Below are 19,302 nucleotides of genomic sequence, written 5' to 3'. Positions count from 1 at the left end.
AAAACGTCAGTCCTCGGCGAGCCGCCGGCCCGCGTCGCGGCAGGCGGTGAGCACCGCGCGGGCGTACCCCGGGGTGGCGCCGGCCAGGCCGCACGCGGGGGTGATCACCACCTGCTCGGCCAGCCGGCGGCGGGGGAAGCCGAGCTGGTCCCAGACCCGCCGGACCCGGTCGGCGACCTCGGCCGACGTCGGTGCCCGGCCGGACGGCGGCGGCAGCGTCGGCGCGGCGCCGGCCAGCAGCCCGAGCCCGGCGTCGATCGCCTCGCCGAGCGGGTCGAGGTCGGTGACCAGCGACAGGTCGAGCGCGACGCCCACCGCGCCGGCGGACCGGATCAGCTCCAGCGGCGCGTCCGGCGCGCAGCAGTGCACGAGCGCCGGAACACCGGCCGCCTCGATCACGTCGTGCAGCAGCGCCCGCGCCACCTCGGTCTCCACCGGACGGTGGGTGCCGAATCCGCTCTCGGTGGGCACCCGGCCGGCCAGCACCGCCGGCAGGGACGGCTCGTCGAGCTGGAGCAGCACCGAGGCACGGGGCAGCCGCCGGGTCACCGCCTCGACGTGCCCGCGCAGCCCTTTGCCGAGCGAGCCGGCGAGGTCGCGTACCGCGCCCGGGTCGCGCAGCATCCGGCCGCCGATCGGCAGCTCCAGCGCGGCGGCGAGGGTGAACGGGCCGGCGGCCTGGACCTTGACCGGTCCGGCGTACTCCTCGGCCTGCTCGGCGAGCTGGTCGAGGTCGCGTTCCATCAGGTCGCGGGCACGGCGCACGTCCCGGCCGGGGCGCGGGGCGATCCGCCAGCGGGCCGCGTACAGCTCGACCGGCAGTTCGACGAGCAGGCCGGCGGTGCGGCCGACGATGTCCGCGCCCGGCCCCCGGGCGGGCAGCTCGGGCAGGTGCGGCAGTGCGGGCAGCTCGCCGAGCACGATCCGCTGCGCCTCGGCGATGTCGGTGCCGGGCAGCGACCCGATGCCGGTCGCCGCGCCGGTGGGCCAGGGCCACGCCTGCTCAGTCACGGCCGCAGCCTATCCGCTGCCCGTCGCCGGTCAGGCGGCGGTGATGGTGGCGGAGCCGAGGACCACGTCGCCGGCCGGGTCCGGCCGGTAGGCCACTATCGCCTGGCCGGCTGCCACACCCCGGACCGGGCGGCGCAGCGACGCGCGCAGTCCGTCGGCGTCGACCTCGACGGCGGCCGGCACCACGTCGCCGTGCGCCCGGAGCTGCACCTCGCACTCGACCGGCCCGTCCGGGCGCGGCCCGCCGGTCCACACCGGGCGGGTGGCGCGTACGTCGGAGACCTCCAGCGCCTCGGCCGGGCCTACCGTCACCGTGTTCGTGGTCGGGGTGATGGACAGCACGTAGCGGGGCCGGCCGTCCGGCGCCGGGCGGTCCAGGTGCAGGCCGCGCCGCTGTCCGACGGTGTACTGGTAGGCGCCGCTGTGGCTGCCCACCACCGCGCCGGTGAGCGCGTCCACCACCTGGCCCGGCGCCTCGCCGAGCCGCTCGGCCAGGAAGCCGCGGGTGTCGCCGTCGGCGATGAAGCAGATGTCGTGCGAGTCCGGCTTGTCGGCCACGGCGAGGCCGCGCCGGGCGGCCTCCGCGCGTACCTCGGCCTTCGTCGAGTCACCGAGCGGGAAGATCGACCGGTCGAGCTGCGCGCGGGTCAGCACCGCCAGCACGTACGACTGGTCCTTGGCCGCGTCCACGCTGCGCCGCAGCAGGCCGTCCGCGCCGAGCCGGGCGTGGTGGCCGGTCACCACCGCGTCGAAGCCCAGGGCCACGGCCCGGTCCAGCACCGCCGCGAACTTGATCTTCTCGTTGCAGCGCAGGCAGGGATTCGGGGTACGCCCCGCGGCGTACTCGGCCACGAAGTCGTCCACCACGTCGTCGTGGAACCGGTCGGCCATGTCCCACACGTAGAACGGGATGCCGAGCACGTCGGCGGCGCGCCGGGCGTCCCGGGAGTCCTCCAGCGTGCAGCAGCCCCGGGCGCCGGTGCGGTACGTCTGCGGGTTACGGGCCAGGGCCAGGTGCACGCCCGTCACGTCGTGCCCGGCCTCCACCGCCCGTGCCGCCGCGACGGCGGAGTCCACCCCGCCCGACATCGCCGCCAGAACCCTCACCGGCCCACTCCCCTCGTCCTCACCGAGGGTATCCGGGTCAGCGGGGAGTACGGAGGGCGGCCGCGCGGCGGGCCCGCTCCACCGCTGCGGGCAGCGCGGCGATCAGCGCGTCCACGTCCGCGCCGGTGCTCGTGTGGCCGAGCGTGAAGCGCAGCGAGGACCGGGCCCGGTCGTCGTCGGCGCCCATCGCCAGCAGCACGTGCGAGGGCTGGGCCACCCCGGCGGAGCAGGCCGACCCGGTCGAGCAGGCGATGCCCTGGGCGTCCAGGAGCAGCAGCAGCGCGTCTCCCTCGCAGCCGGGGAAGGAGAAGTGCGCGTTGCCCGGGAGCCGGTCGGCCGGGTCGCCGTTGAAGATCACCTCGGGGACGGCCTGCCGGACCCGCTCGACCAGCTCGTCGCGGAGCGCGGCGACGCGGGCGGCGTACTCCTGCTGGCCCTTGACCGCGGCCTCGACGGCGACCGCGAACGCGACGATGCCGGCGGTGTCCAGCGTCCCGGAGCGTACGTCGCGCTCCTGGCCGCCGCCGTGCAGCAGCGGGGTGGCCGCCACGTCGCGGGCCAGCAGCAGCGCGCCCACACCGGCCGGGCCGCCGAGCTTGTGCCCGGTCACGGTGAGCGCCGACACGCCGCTGGCGGCGAAGTCGACGGGGACCTGCCCGACCGCCTGGATGGCGTCGGTGTGGAACGGCACCCCGTGTTCGGCGGCGACGGCGGCCAGCTCGGCCACCGGCTGGACGGTGCCCACCTCGTTGTTGGCCCACATGGCGGTGACCACCGCGACACGCTCGCCGTGCTCGGCCAGCTCGGCGCGCAGTCGCTCCGGATCGATCCGCCCGGCCGCGTCGACCGGCAGCCAGCCGGCCTGCGCGCCCTCGTGCTCGACCAGCCAGTCCACCGCGTCGAGGACGGCGTGGTGCTCGACCGCGCTGGAGACCACCCGGACCCGGTCGGCCCGGGCGGCGCGACGAGCCCAGAAGACGCCCTTCACGGCGAGGTTGTCGCTCTCCGTGCCGCCGCCGGTGAAGATCACCTCGGAGGGGCGGGCGCCGAGCGCGGCGGCCGCCCGCTCGCGGGACTCCTCCACCCGCCGCCGGGCCCGGCGGCCCGCCGCGTGCAGCGACGAGGCGTTGCCGACCTCGCGGGCGGCAGCGACGTACGCCTCGAGTGCCTCGTCCAGCATCGGGGTCGTCGCCGCGTGATCAAGGTATGCCATCACGGTTCAGCCTAACGGCCTGCGTACCAGGCACCGGGGGCCGGACCGCCCCGTCCCACCCGGGGCGGTCCGGCCCGCTCTCGCGCGCTCACGCGGGAACGGCCGTGATCACGCGGGAACGGCAGTGATCACGATGTTGTCCCGGTAGCTGCGGGTCTTCGAGTCGAACGGCCCGCCGCAGGTGATCAGCGTGAGGCGGGGTTCACCGTCGCGCGCGAAGTACCGCTCCAGCGGGATCTTCGACTTCCGGTACTCCTCCCGGGCCACCACCCGGTAGGAGCGCTCGCGGCCGTCCGAGCCGGTGGCGGTGAGCTCGTCCCCCTGGCCCAGCTCACGCAGCCGGAAGAACGCACCCTTGCCCTGCTCGGCGCTGTCCACGTGCCCGGCGATCACCACCGAGCCGGCGCCGGCCTCCAGGCCCGGGCCGTAGCGGTACCAGCCGACCTGGTCCACGCTGGGCGGCACCTCGAACTCGTCGGTGCGCTCGTTGACGCCCACCGGGTTGACGGTGGCGGTGACCCGGATCGGCGGGATGCTCAGCTTCACCGGCGGCACGATCTCGCTGTCGGCCGGCAGCGTCCCCGGGTTGACCGGTACCGAACCGCCGCCGGTCGCCGTCGCCGCCGGTGTGGGCGTGGGTGTGGCGCCGGCCAGGGCGGTCACCTCGTCGCCGCCGACGTCCTCGGCGGGCTCGGACCCGCACGCCACCACACCCGCCAGGGTGAGCGCGGCGGCGCCGGCGGCCATCGCCGCCAGCGCCCCGCGGTTGCGCACCGTCACCGGCGACCGGCCCGGGCGGTTGCCGCCACCCGCGCCCCGCCGCCGACCAGGAGCAGCACGCCGGCCCCGGCCAGCACGTACCACCAGGTGTCCACGCCGGTGCCGGCCTGGCCGCCGGTGCCGCTGGGCACGCCGCCCGGCGCCGAGTGCAGGCCGTTGATGGTCTGGGCGACCACGCTCAGGTTCTTCGCCTCGGCCGAGCCGATCGCGTAGACGATGGTGGCGGTGCCCTCCTTCAGGTTCAGGTCGGCCGGGCCGATGGCGACGGTGTCGGTGCCGGCGAGTACCACGTCCGCCTCGACCGAGCCGGCGGCCACGTCCGCCTTCGCCTCCTTCGGGTTGGTCAGGCCCTCGAAGACCGGCTTGCCGCCGGCCCGCACGTCGACGGCCGGAGCGGCGGCGGTGTGCCGGACGATCAGCCGGGCCTTGCCGGCGCCCACCTTGGACACGTCGTTGACGAACGGGGTGATCTGCGGCTCGCCGGCGGCGCTCAGGTGGGCGGCGAGGCTGATGTTCGCCCCGCCCGGCACCGCGGCGTCGTCCACCTTCAGGATCGCCTTGTCGATCGCCTCACCCGGCTTGGTCAGGGCGATGTCGTACTGCCCCTCGGGCAGGGTGAGCGGGCCGGCGACGTCGCCGGGCTTGAAGTTGTTCAGCGTCTTCTCGCCGTTGACGTACACGTCGACCGGGGTGTCCGGAATGCCGTGGACCACGGAGACCTTCGACGAGGCGGCGTAGGCCGGGCTCATGGTGGCGGCGCCGACGCCGGCGAAGGTGAGGGCGGCCACTGCGCCGCCCGCGGCGACCCGACGGAACATCGCGTACTGCATTGTCTGCCTCCTGGTGGTTGGTGCTGATTCGTCAGGCCTGGCTTGCAGAACGGGTTACGCCGGCTCCGTCGCCCCCGGATACGCCCGGATCCGATTTCTTTTTCCCGTCTCCGGGCGCATCCGCCGGACCCTCCGGCGACGAAGGAGAGGTGACGAGGGTCGTGACCGACACACCGGGAGAGTGGGGCGAAGGCTGTGGGAGTTACAGTCGGGCATGCCCCACGGAAGGCGAGCCGCCCGGTGACGGCGGCGAGGCAGGGCCCCGAACCGCCGGGCGAGGACGACCTCGCCACCCGGTTCCGCGACGGCGACGAGGCGGCCCTGCGAGAGGCGTACGACAGGTACGGGCGAGCGGTGCTGCACCTGGCCACCACGACGCTCGTGAACCGCAGCGACGCCGAGGACGTGACCCAGGCGACGTTCGTCGCCGCCTGGCTCGGCCGGGAGACGTTCGACCCGGCGAAAGGCTCACTGGTCGGCTGGCTGCTCGGAATCGGGCGGCGCAAGGTGGTCGACCGGATCCGGGCCTCGGCCCGGGAGACCCGGGTGGTCGAGACGGTGAAGCAACTGCCGGAGCCGGTCTCCACCGGCCCCGACCCGGACACCGTGGTCGACCGCCTGGTGGTCGCCGACGAGCTGGCCCGGCTTCCGGACGAGCAGCGCCGGATGCTGGAGCTGGCGTTCTACGACGACCTGACACACCAGCAGATCGCGGCGGTGACCGGAGTGCCGCTCGGCACCGTCAAGAGTCACATCAGACGCGGCATGCAGAGCCTGAAACGCAGATGGGAGGTGGACGGTGCAGCACCTGGACCACGACCGGCTGGTCTTTCTGGCGCTCGGTGAGAGCGAGGCGGCTGACGGCGAGGCCACCCATCTGGACACCTGCGACCACTGCCGGGGCGAGGTGGAGACGCTCCAGCACGTCGCCGGGCTCGGCGCGGGCACCCAGGGCCTGGCCGAGCTGCCCGACCCGCCGGAGCACATCTGGCAGGGCATCATGGCCGAGGTCCGGGCCGCCGAGCAGCTGCCGGCGCTGACCGACAGGCGCCTGCCGCGTTCGGCCGACCCGGTGGAGCCGGCCGCCGTACCCGTCGTGGCACGTCGTCCGCGGCGGAGCCGGCGCTGGCCGGGTTGGGCGACCACGGCGGTCACCGCCACAGCCGCCGCGGTGATCGGCGTGGCCGGAACCGCCGCGGTGCTCGGCGGCGGCGGCGAGGAGACCGATCCCCGGCCGCCGGTGCTGGCCAGCGCGCCGCTCGCCGCGTTCGGTTCGACGCCGAAGGACGCCTCCGGCGACGCCCGGGTGCTCGGTGACCACCGATTGCATCTGCACGTGGCGAATCTCCCGACCGTTCCGGGGTACTACGAGGTCTGGCTGATCGATCCGAACACGATGGATATGTTCTCCGTGGGTACGCTGAGCAACGGATCAGGGGACGCGCTCCTGCCGATCCCCCCGAACGTCGACCTGCATACCTACACCGTGGTCGACGTCAGCGCGGAGCAGTACGACAACAAGCCCGGCCACTCCGGCGACAGCCTGCTGAGGGGCACCCTGACGGGCTGATCGGCGGGCCGGCTCAGCTCCCCGGCCCGCCGATCAGCTCCCTACGAGAAAGGCCGCCGCCCGGTGCACCGGGCGGCGGCCTTCTTTCACGCGACGCTCACTTGCGCTTGCGGATCTCCTCGGCGGCCTGCGGGACGACCTTGAACAGGTCGCCGACCACGCCGTAGTCGGCCAGCTCGAAGATCGGCGCCTCGGCGTCCTTGTTCACCGCGACGATGGTCTTCGAGGTCTGCATGCCGGCCCGGTGCTGGATCGCACCGGAGATGCCCAGCGCGACGTAGAGCTGCGGGGAGACGGTCTTGCCGGTCTGGCCCACCTGGAACTGGTGCGGGTAGTAGCCGGAGTCGACTGCCGCGCGGGACGCGCCGACCGCGCCGCCGAGCAGGTCGGCCATCTCCTCGACCAGCTTGAAGTTGTCGGCGTTGCCGACACCGCGACCGCCGGAGACGACCACCGACGCCTCGGTCAGCTCGGGGCGGGAGCCCTTCTGCTCGGCGACCCGCTCGACGACCTTGGCGAGCTTGTCCGCGTCGGTGACCGACACGGTGAGCTGCTCGGCCGCCGGGGTGGCAGCGGCCGGGGCCGGGTTGAGCGAGTTCGGCCGGACGGTGACCAGCGGCAGGCCCTTGGTGACCTTGGACTTGACGATGGTGGAGCCGGCGAACGCGACCTGGGTGGCGGTGCCGTCGGCGGCCAGGCCGACCACGTCGGTCAGGATGCCGTTGTCCAGCTTGACCGCGAGGCGGGCGGCGATCTCCTTGCCCTCCTGCGACGAGGCGAGCAGCACGGCGGCCGGCTGGACGCGCTTGACCAGCTCGGCGACCACCGTGGCCTTGGGGGCCACCAGGTAGCCGTCGATCTCCTCGCCCTCGGCGGCGTAGATCTTCTCCGCGCCGTACTCGCCGAGCTTGGCGCTCAGCGCCTCGGCGGCGCCGGCGCCACCGAGGACGACGGCGCTCGGGGTGCCCAGCTCGCGGGCGAGGGTGAGCATCTCCAGGGTGACCTTCTTGACGCCGAATTCCTTCGTGGCTTCGACGACGACGAGAACCTCAGACATGTCAGTGACCTCTCACACGAACTTCTCGGTGGCGAGGAACTCGACCAGCTTCACGCCGCCCTCGCCCTCGTCGGTGATCTTCTCGCCGCCGGAGCGCGGCGGGCGCTTGGAGTGCTCCACCACGGCGCTGGTGGCGCCGTCGAAGCCCACCTCGGCCGGGGCCACGCCCAGGTCGCCCAGGGAGAGCGTCTGCACCGGCTTCTTCTTGGCCGCCATGATGCCCTTGAAGGACGGGTAGCGCGGCTCGTTGATGGTGTCCCAGACGGAGACCACGGCCGGGGTCGAGGCGGTGACCACCTCGTAGCCCTCCTCGGTCTGCCGCTCGACGGTCAGGTTCGACCCGTCGACGGTGAGCTTGCGGGCGCCGGTCAGGGCGGCCACGCCCAGCCGCTCGGCGATCATGTGCGGCATGACCTGGACCCGGCCGTCGGTCGACTCGGCGCCGCAGATGACCAGGTCGGCGTTGAGCTGCCCGAGGGCGGCGGCGAGCACCTTCGAGGTGGCCACCGCGCAGGAGCCGTGCAGGGCGTCGTCCACCACGTGGACGGCCTTGTCCGGGCCCATGGAGAGCGCCTTGCGGATCGACTCGGTAGCCCGGTCCGGACCCATGGTCAGGATGGTGACCTCGCCGCCGTGCGCCTCCTTGATCTTCAACGCCTCTTCGATGGCGTACTCGTCCATCTCGTTGATGACGTTGTTCGCCGAACCGCGGTCGACGGTGTTGTCGTCAGAACGCAGGTTGCGGTCCGCGCCCGAATCGGGCACCTGCTTGACGAGTACGACGATGTTCATCGCGCTTCGACGACCCTCCTGTTTGGTGTAGCGATCACTCGCCCGGTCACGGGCGCAGCCTCCCGCGTGACGCAACGTGGGTCAACCGCGGGCTGCTGTGCACTTCCCCACGGAGCAATGTTACCCGCAAGTAGCATGGCCACCCCGGCGGCCCGGAGTGACGCAACTCACCACCGTCACGCCGGCTCGGCCAGCGCCTGCCGGATCTTCTCGATCGCCGCCGCCTCGGCCGGCTCGATCCCCCGGTGCGCCTGGGCCACCCGCTCCGCCGCGGCCAGCACCACCGACCGGTACGTCTCGACGTCGCCCGGCGACTTGGCGCGCAGGATCTCCACCGACCGGCCCAGCGCGGGCAGCACCACCGACTCGACCTCCAGGACCGAGTCCCGGGGGAGCTGCGGCAGCGGCCCGGTGGTCAGCGCCTCCTTGACCACGCCCCCCACCTCGGCGAGCGCGCCGGAGGCGGCGAAGCTCTCCCGCACCATGGCCAGCACCCCGGGTACGGCGTTGGAGACCAGGAAGACGGCACCGAACGCACCGGTCTTCAGGGTGAGCCGCTCGTCCGCCGTCAACCGTTCCATGATCACGGAGTGTAGACGTACGGCGTGGAGGTGGTGACCGCAACGAGCCCGAGCCGCTCCAGGATGGGGCGGCTGTCCGGCGAGCAGTCCACCTGGAGCAGCGTCTTGCCGCGCTGCTGCGCCAGCCGCGCCCGGTGGGCCACAAGCGCCCGGTAGACGCCCTTCCTGCGCCACTGCGGCAGCGTCGAGCCGCCCCAGAGGCTGGCGAAGCCGGTGCCCCGCTGGTAACGGATCCAGCCGGCGCTGATCACGGTCTCGCCCGCCTCCGCCACCACGATCGTGATCGACTGCGGATCGGCCTCGATCTCCCGGACCAGCCCGTACACCAGGTGGCTGCGGTCGGAGTGCCAGACCTCCTCCTCCATCGCGGCGATCCGCTCCAGGTCCGCCCGGCTGGTGACCTCGCGCAGGCGTACCCCCTCGGGGAGCACCGGGACGGCGGCGGCGAGCGGCGCGACCGGGCCGACCACGACTGTCTCCTGGTCCTCCGGCACGAATCCGGCGGCGCGCAGCCGGTCGCCCAGGTCGGCCGGCTCGTCGTGACCGGCGAGCTTCCACTCGACCGGCTCGCCCCGGTCCCGGAAGACCTCGACCTGCCGGGCGATGAGCGCGTCCAGCTCGGCGCCGGCCAGACCGTCGAGCGTCCGGTACGTCAGGAAGCCTCGGTGGTCGAGCCCGAGCACGCGGAACAGCGGGCCGTCGCGCTCGACCGTCACCCCGGCCGGCAGCGGGTCCGGCAGCTCCGGTCGGATCTGGCTGTCGTAGGCGTCGCGCAGCTCGCGCGCGTCAAGATCGGTCATCCCCCCAGGCTAGGCGCGGGGCAAAGCGGATAATCGGCAGCGTGTGGGAGTCGATCAAGAGCTGGTTCGACCCGCGTGAGCTGCGTTCGGTCGGCACCCCGCCGGACTACCGCTTCTCGCTGGCGAACGAACGGACGTTCCTGGCCTGGCTGCGAACAGGTCTCGCGCTGGTGGCGGGCGGGCTGGCCGCCGCGCAGTTCCTGCCGCCGCTGCGCCTGGCCCACCTGCGCGAGACGCTCGCGGTCGCGCTGCTGCTGCTCGGCGCCACCGTCTCGATCCGGGCGGTCGACCACTGGGCGCGCACCGAACGCGCCATGCGGCTGAACGAGGAGTTGCCCGCGTCCCGCTTCCCGGCCGTCCTCGCACTCGTCGTCGCGGTCGGCGCGCTGCTGCTGGTGGCCGCCGTGCTGGTGGGCGGCGCGCGGTGACCCGTGACCCCGGCCTGCAACCCGAGCGCACCCGGCTGGCGTGGCGGCGGACGCTGCTCACGCTCACTGCGGTGCTGCTGCTCCAGCTCCGGCCGGCGTTCGGCGGCCGGGCCGCGGACGCGGCGCCGGCCGGGCTCGCGGTGGTGGTCTGGCTCGCCGTGCTCGTGGTGACGTGGCACCGGGCCACCGGCACCGGACCGCGCCGGTTCGACAGATGGTCGGTGCCGCTGACCGCGCTCGGCGCGGCCGGACTTGCGGTGCTCGGCGTGGCGCACGTGCTCGGCGGGGTGCGCTGACGAGCGGCGGTGAGCCATCATGAGTCATGGCCCGCCTCTACGTGCTGCTCTTCCTGGTCCAGATCGTCCTCGCCGTGTGCGCGCTGATCAGCTGTCTCTCCGCCGACGAGGAGAAGGTCAAGGCGCTGCCCCGGATGATCTGGGTGCTGATCATTCTCTTCTTCCCGCTGGTCGGCTCGATCGCCTGGTTCCTGGTGGGCCGCGAGCGCCCGGCCGGGACCGCCGGCGTCACCGGCACGGCCCGGCCCGCCGCCCCGGCCCGCCGCCCGCTCGCACCGGACGACGACCCGGAGTTCCTCGCCTCGCTGGACGAGCGGTCCCGCCGCGAGGACCAGGAACGGCTGCGGCTGTGGGAGGAGGACCTGCGCCGCCGCGAGGAGGAGCTGCGCGGCCGCCCGGACGACAGGGACCGCCCCGAGGTCTGACACGCGCAGCGGGCCGCCCGCCGGTCACCCGGTGGACGGCCCGCACGCGCCGTGGTCAGGCCAGGTTCGACGAACGGGGGTACGCGTCCGCGGGGTCGGTCAGCACGTTCACCAGGTACGGCACGCCCGAGTCGAACGCGCGCCCCAACGCGGGCCCGAGGTCGGCGGCCTTCTCCACCGTCTCGCCCGCGCCGCCGAGCGCCTCGACCACCTTGTCGTAGCGCAGGCCGGGCTGGAGGTCGGCGGCCACGTCGTAGCCGTACATCGCCCGCATCGGGTGCTTCTCCAGCCCCCAGATGCCGTTGTTGCCGACCACGATCACCACCGGCAGCTTCTGCCGGACCAGCGACTCCACGTCCATCAGCGAGAAGCCGGCCGCGCCGTCGCCCATCAGCACGCAGATCTGCCGGTCCGGGTGGCTGACCCGGGCGCCCATCGCGTAGCCCATGCCGGTGCCGAGGCACCCGTACGGGCCGGGGTCGAGCCAGGTGCCGGGCTGGGCCGGCTCCAGATAGCGGCCGGCGTACGACACGAAGTCGCCGCCGTCGCCGATGGTGATGGCATCCGGCGCGAGCGCCCTGCGCAGCTCGCCGTAGATCCGGGCCGGGCGGATCGGGTCGGTCTCGGCGGCCATCTCCTCCGCATCGCGGGCCTTCGCCGCGTCCTCGGCGGTCCGCAGCTCGGCGATCCAGTCGGCGTGGTCGGCCCGGTCACCGGTGTGGTCGGCGAACGCGCCCAGGATCAGCCGCAGGTCACCGGCCGGCGCGGCGGCCGGCTGCACGTGCCCGGCCCGCTGGCTGGGCGCGTCCACGACGTGCACCACCTGGGCGTCGCCGAAGTCGCCGAAGGAGAGCCGGAAGTCCAGCGGGGTGCCGATCACCACGACCACGTCGGCGCCCTTGAGCGCGACCCGGCGGGCCTTGGCGAAGGCGAGCGGGTGCTCCGGCGGCAGCGCGCCCCGGCCCATCCCGTTCGTGAACACCGGCACCCGAAGCGACTCGGCGGCGGCGCGCAGCGCCTCGACGGCGTCGCCCGCGTACACGTCGGACCCGGCGATGACGACCGGCCGCGACGCGCCGGCGATCAGGCGGGCCGCCTTCGCCACCTCGTCCGGGTCCGGCTCGATCGGCGCCGGCGGCGTGACCGCCGGCAGGTCGGCGTCACCGACCGAGAAGACCGCCTCCAGCGGGAAGTCCAGGAACACCGGGCCGCGGTGCGGGGTGAGCGCGGTGGTCAGCGCCGCCGACACCGCGCGCGGGATGTCGTCGGCGCTGAACACCGTCTCGGCGTGCTTGGTCACCGGCGCGACGAGCGGCAGGTGGTCCATCTCCTGGAGGCTGCCCGAGCCCCAGCGGAACTGCGGCGCCCGCCCACCGAGCACCAGCACCGGCGAGGCGTTGAAGAACGCGCTGGTCAGGCCGGAGACCCCGTTGGTGACGCCGGGGCCGGCGGTGAGCACGGCCAGGCCGGGGCGGCGCTGGAGCTTGGCGACCGCCTCGGCGGCGAACACGGCGGACTGCTCGTGCCGCACGTCGTAGAGGGGGAAACCCGCCCTGTGCGCGGCGTCGTAGAGCGGGAAGACGTGCCCGCCGGACAGCGTGAACATCTCCCGTACGCCGTGCGCGCGTAGTGCCGCGAGTGCCAGATCGCCCCCGTGGCCCTCGATCCGCTCCGTCATGCCATTCCCCTTCGTCGACCGACCGGGGTCACGCTACTGGCCGGTATCGCGGATGTGAACAGCTCTCGCGTCAGCGACCGGTGAAGCCCGGCTTGCGCTTCTCCACGAACGCGGCCATGCCCTCGCGCCGGTCGTCGGTGGCGAACAGCGCCGCGAAGAGCTGGCTCTCCCAGGCCAGGCCCGACGTGAGGTCCATGTCCAGACCGCCGTCGACAGCCGCCTTCGCCGCGCGCAGCGCCTGCACCGGCCCGGTCAGGAACGGCTTCACGTACGCCACAGCGGCGTCGTAGACCTCGGCGGCCGGGACCACCCGGTCGGCCAGGCCGATCCGCAGCGCCTCGGCGGCGTCGACCATCCGCCCGGTCATGATCAGGTCCTTCGCGCGGGCCGGGCCGACCAGGCGGGCCAGCCGCTGGGTGCCGCCGGCGCCCGGGATGATGCCCAGCTTGATCTCCGGCTGGCCGAGCTTGGCGTCCTCGGCCACGATCCGCCAGTCGCAGGCCAGCGCCAGCTCGCAACCGCCGCCGAGCGCGTACCCGGTGATCGCGGCGACGACCGGCTTGGGGATGCGGGCGATCGCGCCGAGCGCGCTGGACAGGTCGGCAGCGCGCTCCGCCATGTCCACGTAGGACATGTCGGCCATCTCCTTGATGTCCGCACCGGCCGCGAAGACCTTCTCGCCGCCGTACACGATCACGGCGCGAACCTCGGCGTCGCCGGTGGCCGCCGACGCGGCGGCGCGCAACTCCTCCTGCACCTGGGTGTTGAGCGCGTTCATCGGCGGCCGCTCCAGCCGGATGGTGCCGATGCCGTCCTTCACTTCCAGCCTGACGAACTCGCCCACGCTGCCCTCACTTCCTCGTCGAAGTCGCGTGCCAACCTTACGACTCGCCTCGTTGGGGTAGACAGTGTGGTGTCGGCGACTCCCCAGGTCGCCGCCGGAGTCGCCGCAGCCCCGCCACCGGGAGTGAGGCCATGATCACCTACTACGACGACCGCTCCGTCCAGGTCACCTCCACAGCGGTACGGGTGGACGGGCGCAGCTACCCGCTGGCCGAACTGACCACCGTGTGGCACCGGCGGGGCGACCGCTCCTGGCGGGTGCTCGCCGGGCGCGGCGCGATCGGGGCCGCGCTCGCCGGGCCGCTGGTGGCCGCCGTGCTGGGCATCGCGCTGGCCGTGTGGCTGCAGCGCTCGGCGGCGGTCACCGTCGCCGTCGTCGGCGTCTCGGTGCTGGTCGGCCTCGCCGTCGGCCCGCTCGCGGACTTCCTCTTCGAACACCTGGACCGCTCGTACGCCCGGGGCAGCCGGGAGATGGAGATGTGGGCCGAATGGCGGGGCCGCCCGGTGCGGCTGCTGCACACCCGCGACGCGATGCGCTTCGGGCAGGTCTACCGGGCGGTGCAGCGCGCCATGGAGAGCCTGCCGTCCGCACCGGGTCGCCCCGGGCCGGGCCGTACCGCACCCGGTCGTCCCGCGGCCGGTCGTCCCGCGGCCGGTCGTCCCGCGACCGGTCCTGCCGCGACGGGTCAGAACGTGATCGGCTCGTCCGGCAGCAGGCCGAGCCCGCGCAACAGACCGTAGGTGTCCTGCTCGCCCCAGAACTGCACGATCCGGCCGCCGGCCAGGCGGTACATCTTGCAGGCGCTCTGCACCGTGGTCGCACCGGTCGCGTCCCGCCGGTACGTCTGCGCCAGCGACACCACCACCCGGTCCCCGGCCGCGAAGATCTCCCGGATCTCCTGGTCGATCACCGTCAGGCCGGGTGAGGAGACGGCGGCCTCGGGGTAGCGCCTGCCGCGCACCGCGGTGCCGGAGCCGTAGATCTCCACGTCCTCGTCGACCACCTCGGCCAGTTCGGCCAGGTCCTTCGTGACGAAGGTGCGCAGGTAGCGCCTGACCACCTCGACGTTGCGCGCCTGCTCGTCACCGCCGGTTCCGGCCCCGTTCCGGTCGGTCATGCCGTCATCCTACCGACGCTCGACCGTCCGCTGTCGACACACGCGGTTAGGCTGATTCATGGTCCTCTATTACCGGGACGACGCCGTACAGGTCACCTCGGAGGCGATCCACGCGGGCGGGCAGGTCGTTGCGCTCGCCGACGTCACGTACGTCTGGCACGCACGCGGCACCACCACGCTCGCCGTCCGGGGACGGGTGCTGGGCCGCGGGGTGCTGGTCCTGCTGCTGTCGCTGCCGCCCCTCGTCGCTGTGGTCTGCGTGCTCTCGCTGGCCTGGTCCGCGCAGGACCGGGGCGAGTGGAAACTGGCCCTGATCATCCTGGCCGCGTTCGTGGTGGCGGGACTGGCGCTCACCCCGTTCCTGGAGGTGCCGCTCGGGTGGCTGGACCGCTCCTACGAGCGCGGCAACCGGGTGCACGAGCTGTGGGTGCAGCACCACGGCCGGGAGACGATGCTGGTCCGTACGCCCGACGCGCTGCGGTTCGGGCAGATCTACCGGGCCGTGCAACGCGCCGTGGAGCAGCAGACCGACAGCCGATAGCGGCGACGGTCAGGCCAGCGGCAGCGTGGTCGCGATCGGCCAGGCGAGCACCACCGCCCCGACCGACGGCGCCAGCCACCACGGCGCGGCCCGGCGGCGCAGCACTCCGGCCCAGGCCGCCTGCCAGGCCACCAGCGCCGCGAACAGCGGCACCACCAGCAGCACGAACCCAGGTGCCAGGCCGAGCACCGCCGCGACGGCGAGCACCAGCACGGCGATCCCGCCGGTGGCCGCGTAACGGATGCCGTGGCCGTCCGCGAGCCGTTCGGCGCCGAGCAGGAAGACCAGGCAGCAGAACGTCACCAGGGGCAGCAGCCACCACCGGGCCCCGACCGGCACGGTCGAGGTGAGGCCGAGGCGCAGCGGCAGCGCGACGGCGAGCGCGGCGTACCCGAGGAGCGCGACGGCGACGGCAGCGGACCGGACGCCGCCCTCGGTCACCGGTGGCCGGCGGGGTTGCGCGAGGCGTGCCGCGGCGGCCAGCAGCACGCCCGTGAACAGCAGGAACACTGCCACGTACCCGCCCACGGCGAGCGGCAGCCGGGCGGTCGGCAGCAGTGCGGCGAGCGCGGCGCCCAGCCCGGCCGCCGCCACCGTCGCGGCGAGCCACCGGCCCGCACCCGTACGCGGACCGCCGGTGCCCGCCCCCGCCCGGCGCGATAGCAGCGCCGCCAGCGGCACGAAGCCCAGCGCGAGCCCTGCCAGCAGCAGCCCGGCGCCGCCCGGCCGGGTCAGCGGGGCCGGCGGCGGCCCGCCGGTACGGTCCGGGAGCGCGTCGAGCACCGCGGCGTGGGTACGCGGCGCGAACAGCACCGACACGTGCTCGGTGCCCGGTGCCACCACCCGCGTGCGGGTGCCCGGTGGCGCGTCCCACGTCGCCTCGTCGACCGCCTGGCGGAAGCCGGCGAACTCCAGCCCGCCCACCACGAGCGTCAGCCTCCCGGGCCAGCCGGCCGGCACGTCACCGCCGTCGGGCAGCGAGATCGCCACGGTCCGGTCGATCTCCGGATGCGCCACCGCGTACCGGGTGACCGCGCCCGCGCCCATCGAGTGCCCGACCAGGACGATCCGGTCCGGGTCGACGCCGGGACGCCCGCGCAGCCAGGCGACCGCCACGTCCAGGTCGTGCCGCAGCAGCGCCCGGCTGCGTTCCTCGTCCCGGCCCGCGCCGGGTAGCCGGGCGTGGCTGGCGCCGTGGCCGGCGAAGTCGAGCAGCACCGCGATCCCGCCCCGGCGGGCCACCGAGTCGGCGAGCGGCCGCATCAGCCGGGCCGACCCGGCGAAACCGTGCGCGACCACCACCCCGGGCCGCAGGTCGCCGCTCACGCCGTCCGCCCGGACCTCGGTCAGCGGGACTCCCGCCACGGTCGCCCGCCGGGTGCTCAGACGGGCGTCGGCGCGGGCCAGGAGCAGGGCTCCCAGGACGACGGCGAGCAGCGCGACCACGCCGCAGGCGAGCAGTCGCCGCGACGCCGGGCCGGGGGTGGGCATGCCGGCACCTTACGCCGCGTCGGCGGCCCGGCGTGACCTTCGCCGCCCGGCTGCCGTCGGGCGGCACTGGCAGCGACGCCGCACACTGGATGTCATGGCGATCCCTCTTCCCCGGCCCGGCGCCGTACTCGGCCTCACCCGTACCGCCCTGGACCAGGCGCTCGGCTCGGCCGCCACGGTGGCCTCGGTACCCGCTCGCGCCTTCGCCGTCCTCGATCAGGTGGAGGCGCTGGTCCGGCGGATCGACGGGGTGGTGGACCGGATCGAGGGCACGCTCGACCGCACCGACCGGGTGCTCACCGACGCCGAGACGGCGGTCCGCGAGGTGGCGGTGATCAGCACCGCCGCCACCGCGGCGATCGACACGGCGACCGAGGTGGCCGCCGCGGCGACGGTGGTGGTCGGCGAGGCGCAGCGGGTCTCCGAGGCGGCGGCCACGGTGGTCGGCCAGGCCGACCGGGTGGCCCGGACGGCGGCCGGTGTGGTGACCGAGGCGGAGACGGTGACCGCGCGGGCGGCGGGCACGCTGGCGACCGCCGAGAAGGCGACGGGCGTCGCGACCGAGCTGCTGACCGCGTACGAGGCGACGCTGCGCCGGGCCGCGCCGATGGCGGCCCGTTTCGTGGAGCAGCTCAGCCCGGAGGAGGTGACCGCCGCGATCCGGCTGGTGGACGAGTTGCCGAAGCTCAAGGACCATCTCACCTCGGACGTGCTGCCGATCCTGGCCACGCTGGACCGGGTCGGCCCGGACCTGCACGACCTGCTGGACGTCACACGCGATCTCAAGCTCGCGGTCGCCGGCATCCCCGGGCTCGGCATGCTGCGCCGGCGCGGCGAGCGCCTCACCGACGAGGTGTAAGGAAGGGCCCCTTCTTAACGCCTCCGGTAGAGGAAGGGCCCCTTCTTAACCGCCGGGGAACAGCTCGTCGATCTCCGCGCGGTGCGGCAGCGCCACCGAGGCGCCGAGCTTGCGCACGCACGCCGCACCGGCGGCCGCCGCCCAGCGGACCGCGTCGGCCAAGTCCCGCCCCTCGCCCCAGGCCACCGCGAGCGCGGCGGTGAACGCGTCCCCGGCGGTGGTCGAGTCGACCACGTCCACCGGCACGGCCGGCACGTGCGTCGGCGGGCGGTCCCGGTCGACGTACCAGGCGCCGTCGCCGCCGAGCGTGAGCACCGCCCGGGGCACCAGGTCGAGCAGCGCCGCCGGCTCGTCCCGGCCGCGACCGGTCAGCGCCTGCGCCTCCGGCTCGTTCACCACGAGCAGGTCGGTGGCCGCCAGCAGCTCGGCCGGCACCGATCGGGCCGGCGCGGCGTTGAGCACCACCCGGGTGCCCGCGGACCGGGCCGCCAGCGCCGCCTCGGTCACCGTCTCGACCGGCACCTCCAGCTGCGCGACCAGCACGTCCGCATCGCGTACGGCGGAAAGCTCGCCGGCGGTCAGCGACGTGAACGCAGCGTTCGCCCCGGGGGTGACCAGGATGGCGTTCTCCCCCGCGCCGCCGACCATCACCAGCGCGACGCCGGACGGGCCGTAGACCACCCGCAGGTGGTCGGTGTCCACGCCGGCCGCCGTCATGCGGGCCCGTAGCGTCACGCCGAACGAGTCCGAGCCGATCGCGCCCAGGAAGACACAGGACGCGCCGGCGCGTACCGCGGCGACCGCCTGGTTGGCGCCCTTGCCGCCGGGCAGCATGACGAAGTCGTCGCCCAGCACCGTCTCGCCGGGCCGGGGCAGCGCGGCGCCGATGCCGACCAGGTCCATGTTGGCACTGCCGACGACGGCGATCCGGGTCTGCGGCACTGTGTCGTCCCGTCGCTCAGGCGGCGCGGGCGGCCCAGCGGTCGCCGGACCGCGTGACCACCAGCGGAAGGCCGAACGTCTTCGACAGGTTGTCGGCGGTGAGCACGTCGGCGAGCAGGCCCTGCGCCACCACGGCGCCCTCGCGCAGCAGCAGCGCGTGAGTGAAGCCCGGCGGGATCTCCTCGACGTAGTGCGTGACCAGCACCATCGCGGGCGCGTCCGGGTCGTACGCCAGCTCGGCCAGCCGGGCCACCAGGTCCTCGCGCCCACCCAGGTCGAGCCCGGCGGCGGGCTCGTCGAGCAGCAGCAGCTCCGGGTCGGTCATCAGGGCGCGGGCGATCTGGACCCGCTTGCGCTCGCCCTCGGACAGCGTGCCGTACGTGCGGTCGGTGAGGTGGCCGACGCCGAGCTGGCGCAGCAGCGCGGCGGCGCGGACCTCGTCGGTGCGGTCGTAGCTCTCCCGCCAGCGGCCGACCACCGACCAGGCGGCGGTCACCACCACGTCGACGACGCGCTCCTCGGCGGGGATCCGCTCGGCGAGCGTCGCTGTGGACAGGCCGATGCGGGTACGCAGCTCGTTGACGTCGGTACGGCCGATGCGCTCGCCGAGCACGTGCGCGACGCCGCTGGTCGGGTGCAGCCGGCCGGCGGCCAGGTTGAGCAGCGTGGTCTTGCCCGCGCCGTTCGGCCCGAGCACCACCCACCGTTCGTCCAGCTCGACCCGCCAGTCGACGTCGTGCACCAGCGCCGTGCCGGAACGCTTGACGCCGACCCCGTCGAGGCTGACCACCAGATCCGCGTCCACGGTCGAGGGGGCGAGGGCGCCCGGGGCGCCGGGGATCAGGTCACCAGTCACCGCTCCATCCAATCACGCACCCGGCCCGGCGCCCCCCACGGGCGGCGCCGCCGCCATAGGGTGGGGCGCCGTGTCGTTGGTCAC

Annotated in this window: 23 protein-coding genes; 8 read left to right on the top strand and 15 right to left on the bottom strand. The window is 74.3% G+C overall.

The genetic code is table 11. From position 1 onward, the window contains the following. Nucleotides 1-6 precede the first annotated feature (6 nt). The 5 genes from MICAU_RS06325 to MICAU_RS06305 form a co-directional block, all read right to left on the bottom strand. Nucleotides 7-1,011, bottom strand: coding sequence for a methionine synthase (locus tag MICAU_RS06325; RefSeq protein WP_013284462.1), 1,005 nt, complete (start codon nt 1,009-1,011; stop codon nt 7-9). A gap of 30 nt (nt 1,012-1,041) precedes the next feature. Continuing rightward, complete coding sequence (gene mnmA / locus MICAU_RS06320; protein ID WP_013284461.1) at nt 1,042-2,118, bottom strand: tRNA 2-thiouridine(34) synthase MnmA; 1,077 nt, start codon at nt 2,116-2,118, stop codon at nt 1,042-1,044. A 37-nt stretch (nt 2,119-2,155) separates the two neighbouring features. Further along, nucleotides 2,156-3,331 (bottom strand): cysteine desulfurase family protein, encoded by a 1,176-nt coding sequence (locus tag MICAU_RS06315; protein WP_013284460.1) that lies wholly within the window; start codon nt 3,329-3,331, stop codon nt 2,156-2,158. A gap of 108 nt (nt 3,332-3,439) precedes the next feature. Next, a complete protein-coding gene (locus tag MICAU_RS06310) occupies nt 3,440-4,111 on the bottom strand; it encodes a class F sortase (protein ID WP_013284459.1) in 672 nt (223 codons plus the stop codon). Beyond that, nucleotides 4,108-4,941: a DUF4397 domain-containing protein gene (locus tag MICAU_RS06305; RefSeq protein ID WP_013284458.1), complete on the bottom strand. Its 834-nt coding sequence runs from the start codon at nt 4,939-4,941 to the stop codon at nt 4,108-4,110. The genes MICAU_RS06310 and MICAU_RS06305 overlap by 4 nt, the downstream gene beginning before the upstream one ends. Before the next feature lie 240 nt (nt 4,942-5,181). On the opposite strand from MICAU_RS06305, the gene MICAU_RS06300 reads away from it, so the two are divergent. Both MICAU_RS06300 and MICAU_RS06295 read left to right on the top strand, forming a co-directional pair. Further along, complete coding sequence (locus MICAU_RS06300) at nt 5,182-5,787, top strand: RNA polymerase sigma factor (protein ID WP_013284457.1); 606 nt, start codon at nt 5,182-5,184, stop codon at nt 5,785-5,787. Then, the gene (locus MICAU_RS06295) at nt 5,741-6,511 is read left to right on the top strand and encodes an anti-sigma factor (protein WP_013284456.1); all 771 of its coding nucleotides are present in this window, start codon (nt 5,741-5,743) and stop codon (nt 6,509-6,511) included. The genes MICAU_RS06300 and MICAU_RS06295 overlap by 47 nt, the downstream gene beginning before the upstream one ends. A 97-nt stretch (nt 6,512-6,608) precedes the next feature. Here the strand turns inward: MICAU_RS06295 and MICAU_RS06290 are convergent, their stop codons facing one another. From MICAU_RS06290 to MICAU_RS06275, 4 genes are all read right to left on the bottom strand, one after another. Then, entirely contained in the window at nt 6,609-7,568 is a 960-nt protein-coding gene (locus MICAU_RS06290) for an electron transfer flavoprotein subunit alpha/FixB family protein (protein WP_013284455.1), read from the bottom strand. Nucleotides 7,569-7,580: 12 nt separating this feature from the next. Continuing rightward, nucleotides 7,581-8,360, bottom strand: a complete 780-nt coding sequence (locus tag MICAU_RS06285; RefSeq protein ID WP_013284454.1) for an electron transfer flavoprotein subunit beta/FixA family protein — start codon at nt 8,358-8,360, stop codon at nt 7,581-7,583. Between the two features lie 176 nt (nt 8,361-8,536). Further along, nucleotides 8,537-8,941, bottom strand: a complete 405-nt coding sequence (locus MICAU_RS06280; RefSeq protein WP_013284453.1) for a hypothetical protein — start codon at nt 8,939-8,941, stop codon at nt 8,537-8,539. A gap of 2 nt (nt 8,942-8,943) precedes the next feature. After that, on the bottom strand, nt 8,944-9,741 hold the full coding sequence (locus tag MICAU_RS06275; RefSeq protein ID WP_013284452.1) for a GNAT family N-acetyltransferase: 798 nt from the start codon (nt 9,739-9,741) through the stop codon (nt 8,944-8,946). A 41-nt stretch (nt 9,742-9,782) separates the two neighbouring features. On the opposite strand from MICAU_RS06275, the gene MICAU_RS06270 reads away from it, so the two are divergent. Genes MICAU_RS06270 through MICAU_RS06260 form a run of 3 tightly spaced genes read left to right on the top strand, consistent with a single transcriptional unit; the run spans nt 9,783 to nt 10,890 of the window. Next, entirely contained in the window at nt 9,783-10,169 is a 387-nt protein-coding gene (locus MICAU_RS06270) for a YidH family protein (RefSeq protein WP_013284451.1), read from the top strand. Next, complete coding sequence (locus MICAU_RS06265; RefSeq protein WP_013284450.1) at nt 10,166-10,465, top strand: DUF202 domain-containing protein; 300 nt, start codon at nt 10,166-10,168, stop codon at nt 10,463-10,465. Before MICAU_RS06270 ends, MICAU_RS06265 begins: the two co-directional genes overlap by 4 nt. A 26-nt stretch (nt 10,466-10,491) precedes the next feature. After that, the gene (locus tag MICAU_RS06260; RefSeq protein WP_013284449.1) at nt 10,492-10,890 is read left to right on the top strand and encodes a PLD nuclease N-terminal domain-containing protein; all 399 of its coding nucleotides are present in this window, start codon (nt 10,492-10,494) and stop codon (nt 10,888-10,890) included. Between the two features lie 55 nt (nt 10,891-10,945). Here the strand turns inward: MICAU_RS06260 and MICAU_RS06255 are convergent, their stop codons facing one another. Both MICAU_RS06255 and MICAU_RS06250 read right to left on the bottom strand, forming a co-directional pair. Continuing rightward, nucleotides 10,946-12,568 (bottom strand): acetolactate synthase, encoded by a 1,623-nt coding sequence (locus tag MICAU_RS06255; RefSeq protein WP_013284448.1) that lies wholly within the window; start codon nt 12,566-12,568, stop codon nt 10,946-10,948. A gap of 70 nt (nt 12,569-12,638) precedes the next feature. Next, nucleotides 12,639-13,412, bottom strand: a complete 774-nt coding sequence (locus MICAU_RS06250) for an enoyl-CoA hydratase/isomerase family protein (RefSeq protein WP_013284447.1) — start codon at nt 13,410-13,412, stop codon at nt 12,639-12,641. Nucleotides 13,413-13,543: 131 nt separating this feature from the next. On the opposite strand from MICAU_RS06250, the gene MICAU_RS06245 reads away from it, so the two are divergent. After that, nucleotides 13,544-14,152 (top strand): DUF6232 family protein, encoded by a 609-nt coding sequence (locus tag MICAU_RS06245; protein ID WP_013284446.1) that lies wholly within the window; start codon nt 13,544-13,546, stop codon nt 14,150-14,152. On the opposite strand, the gene MICAU_RS06240 is transcribed toward MICAU_RS06245, so the two are convergent. Next, a complete protein-coding gene (locus tag MICAU_RS06240; RefSeq protein ID WP_013284445.1) occupies nt 14,098-14,529 on the bottom strand; it encodes a nuclear transport factor 2 family protein in 432 nt (143 codons plus the stop codon). The two genes, MICAU_RS06245 and MICAU_RS06240, sit on opposite strands and share 55 nt — an antisense overlap. A gap of 58 nt (nt 14,530-14,587) precedes the next feature. Here MICAU_RS06240 and MICAU_RS06235 point away from each other — a divergent pair, with 58 nt between their 5' ends. Then, complete coding sequence (locus MICAU_RS06235) at nt 14,588-15,070, top strand: DUF6232 family protein (protein ID WP_013284444.1); 483 nt, start codon at nt 14,588-14,590, stop codon at nt 15,068-15,070. 9 nt (nt 15,071-15,079) lie between these two features. Here the strand turns inward: MICAU_RS06235 and MICAU_RS06230 are convergent, their stop codons facing one another. Further along, the gene (locus MICAU_RS06230; RefSeq protein ID WP_013284443.1) at nt 15,080-16,561 is read right to left on the bottom strand and encodes an alpha/beta hydrolase; all 1,482 of its coding nucleotides are present in this window, start codon (nt 16,559-16,561) and stop codon (nt 15,080-15,082) included. Nucleotides 16,562-16,655: 94 nt separating this feature from the next. Between MICAU_RS06230 and MICAU_RS06225 the strand changes: the two genes are divergently transcribed. Then, the gene (locus MICAU_RS06225; RefSeq protein WP_013284442.1) at nt 16,656-17,420 is read left to right on the top strand and encodes a hypothetical protein; all 765 of its coding nucleotides are present in this window, start codon (nt 16,656-16,658) and stop codon (nt 17,418-17,420) included. Between the two features lie 45 nt (nt 17,421-17,465). Here the strand turns inward: MICAU_RS06225 and MICAU_RS06220 are convergent, their stop codons facing one another. Then, nucleotides 17,466-18,362: a ribokinase gene (locus MICAU_RS06220; protein WP_013284441.1), complete on the bottom strand. Its 897-nt coding sequence runs from the start codon at nt 18,360-18,362 to the stop codon at nt 17,466-17,468. Nucleotides 18,363-18,378: 16 nt separating this feature from the next. Beyond that, entirely contained in the window at nt 18,379-19,218 is an 840-nt protein-coding gene (locus MICAU_RS06215) for an ABC transporter ATP-binding protein (protein ID WP_013284440.1), read from the bottom strand. Between the last annotated feature and the right edge of the window lie 84 nt (nt 19,219-19,302).

This window comes from Micromonospora aurantiaca ATCC 27029, from assembly GCF_000145235.1.
Lineage (GTDB): Bacteria > Actinomycetota > Actinomycetes > Mycobacteriales > Micromonosporaceae > Micromonospora > Micromonospora aurantiaca.
This window is presented reverse-complemented; position numbering and strand designations above follow the sequence as displayed.